This window comes from Planktothrix mougeotii LEGE 06226 (assembly GCF_015207485.1).
Classification (GTDB): Bacteria; Cyanobacteriota; Cyanobacteriia; order Cyanobacteriales; family Microcoleaceae; genus Planktothrix.
Genome location: NZ_JADEWU010000161.1, coordinates 1 through 1,427 on the forward strand (window position 1 = coordinate 1; position 1,427 = coordinate 1,427).

Annotated in this window: 3 protein-coding genes; all 3 read left to right on the forward strand. The window is 42.8% G+C overall.

The window, feature by feature from the left end; genetic code table 11:
- The first annotated feature begins 132 nt into the window (after nucleotides 1-132).
- Nucleotides 133-357: a hypothetical protein gene (locus IQ236_RS27505; RefSeq protein ID WP_193872412.1), complete on the forward strand. Its 225-nt coding sequence runs from the start codon at nucleotides 133-135 to the stop codon at nucleotides 355-357.
- A gap of 420 nt (nucleotides 358-777) precedes the next feature.
- Complete coding sequence (locus IQ236_RS27510; RefSeq protein WP_193872414.1) at nucleotides 778-1,005, forward strand: type II toxin-antitoxin system Phd/YefM family antitoxin; 228 nt, start codon at nucleotides 778-780, stop codon at nucleotides 1,003-1,005.
- Nucleotides 1,002-1,322, forward strand: coding sequence for a type II toxin-antitoxin system VapC family toxin (locus tag IQ236_RS27515; RefSeq protein ID WP_193872416.1), 321 nt, complete (start codon nucleotides 1,002-1,004; stop codon nucleotides 1,320-1,322). The genes IQ236_RS27510 and IQ236_RS27515 overlap by 4 nt, the downstream gene beginning before the upstream one ends.
- Nucleotides 1,323-1,427: the final 105 nt, after the last annotated feature.

The window sequence follows — 1,427 nt, forward strand, 5'->3', positions numbered from 1 at the left end:
AATAGCCTTTTTGCTTGCTGGGGGTTTTTGTCCAGATAGTCTCTTAATTTACTCATCTCTCCCGGCGGGTAAAATTCCATTTTACCATCTTTATACCCCCTTCCCTTTTCTATTTCGGAGATGTCTAGTGAAATGCTGCAATTTTACAGTCGAGATTTAGTAGAAATTGATGAGCCAACAGCGGAATTTGTACAAGTGGCTTTGAAGGTACTGCGACTGCGGAGTTTAGAGTTAGATGAACTGGAAATCGCGTTGCTGGACGTGTTGCAACAGCGCTTAGAATTTACGCCTCGACAACTGCTGTATCTGGAATATTTGGAAAAAGTTTTAACGTTACCCCGGCTTTCCGGCTCTTAATTGCTCAACAAGCTTGAAAACAGCCTTCCCCATCAGAGGAAAGCTGTGTTGCTTGCGGAGCAATCGCTCAAGGAATTTAGGTTAAGATAATGCGTGTTCTCTTAAGCCGAGTTTTTCATCTATAAAGAGTGCGTCAAGAGTGCGGAGTGCGAGGTGCAGAGTGCGGAGTGCGAGGTGCAGAGTGCGGAGTGCGTGAATGCCGGGTGAGGAGTAGAGCCAGGTTTTTTGCTAAGACCACACTTTTTAAACCCTAGTCATAAGGGATCTGAATCAGCTGGGCGATGGTGAAAGTCATAGCTATCACCTCCAGCAAGTTTGGTAGTAGTCTCGCTCGGCTTCAATTTGTTCTAGGATATTTTCCCGTGAATTTGCTTGCTGCGAAGTTATATTCAAGACATCGGGTTTTGGTAGAGAATATCAATGCACCAAGTTAACTTACAAGAAGCTGAAACAAAACTAGCAGAGTTAATTGAAGAAGCAGCAAGTGGGGGAGAAGTTGTAATTACGCGCAGTGATGGAGCAGCTTTCCTAATTGTACCGCTTGTTGGAGCGGGATCTATCCCCAAATTCGGCAGTGCTAAGGGTAAGGTGATTATGTCGGATGATTTTGATGAGCCATTGGCAGATTTTGAGGAATACGCTCCATGAAAATCTTGCTTGATACTCATACATTTTTATGGTTTATAGAGGGCAGTCTTAATCTGAGTGATACAGCCAAAAAGTTAATCGAACAGCCAAGCAATCAAAGATTTTTGAGTATTGCCAGTCTGTGGGAGATGTCTATCAAGATTAGTATCGGTAAACTACAACTGGGCATGACTATGACTCAGTTAGTCAAGCATCAGGTCTACGGTAATGCCATTGAGTTGCTGGAAATAAGACCAGAACATTTGGATGAGTTAGCCAAGCTACCTTTTCACCACAAAGACCCATTTGATCGCTTAATAAGCTGCTACGCAGCTTGATTGTATAATAGAAAATTAAGCGTTTCAACGGAGATAGTCCCAAATGCCAGCGAAAAATCATCTATCTAAAGGGCAAAAAGAAAGATTGCTGAAAGAAATGAGAGA

Bases quoted from the DNA above. Each gene is read 5' to 3' on its own strand.
- IQ236_RS27505 (WP_193872412.1), top strand. From the start codon at position 133: ATGCTGCAATTTTACAGTCGAGATTTAGTAGAAATTGATGAGCCAACA.
- IQ236_RS27515 (WP_193872416.1), top strand. From the start codon at position 1,002: ATGAAAATCTTGCTTGATACTCATACATTTTTATGGTTTATAGAGGGC.
- IQ236_RS27510 (WP_193872414.1), top strand. From the start codon at position 778: ATGCACCAAGTTAACTTACAAGAAGCTGAAACAAAACTAGCAGAGTTA.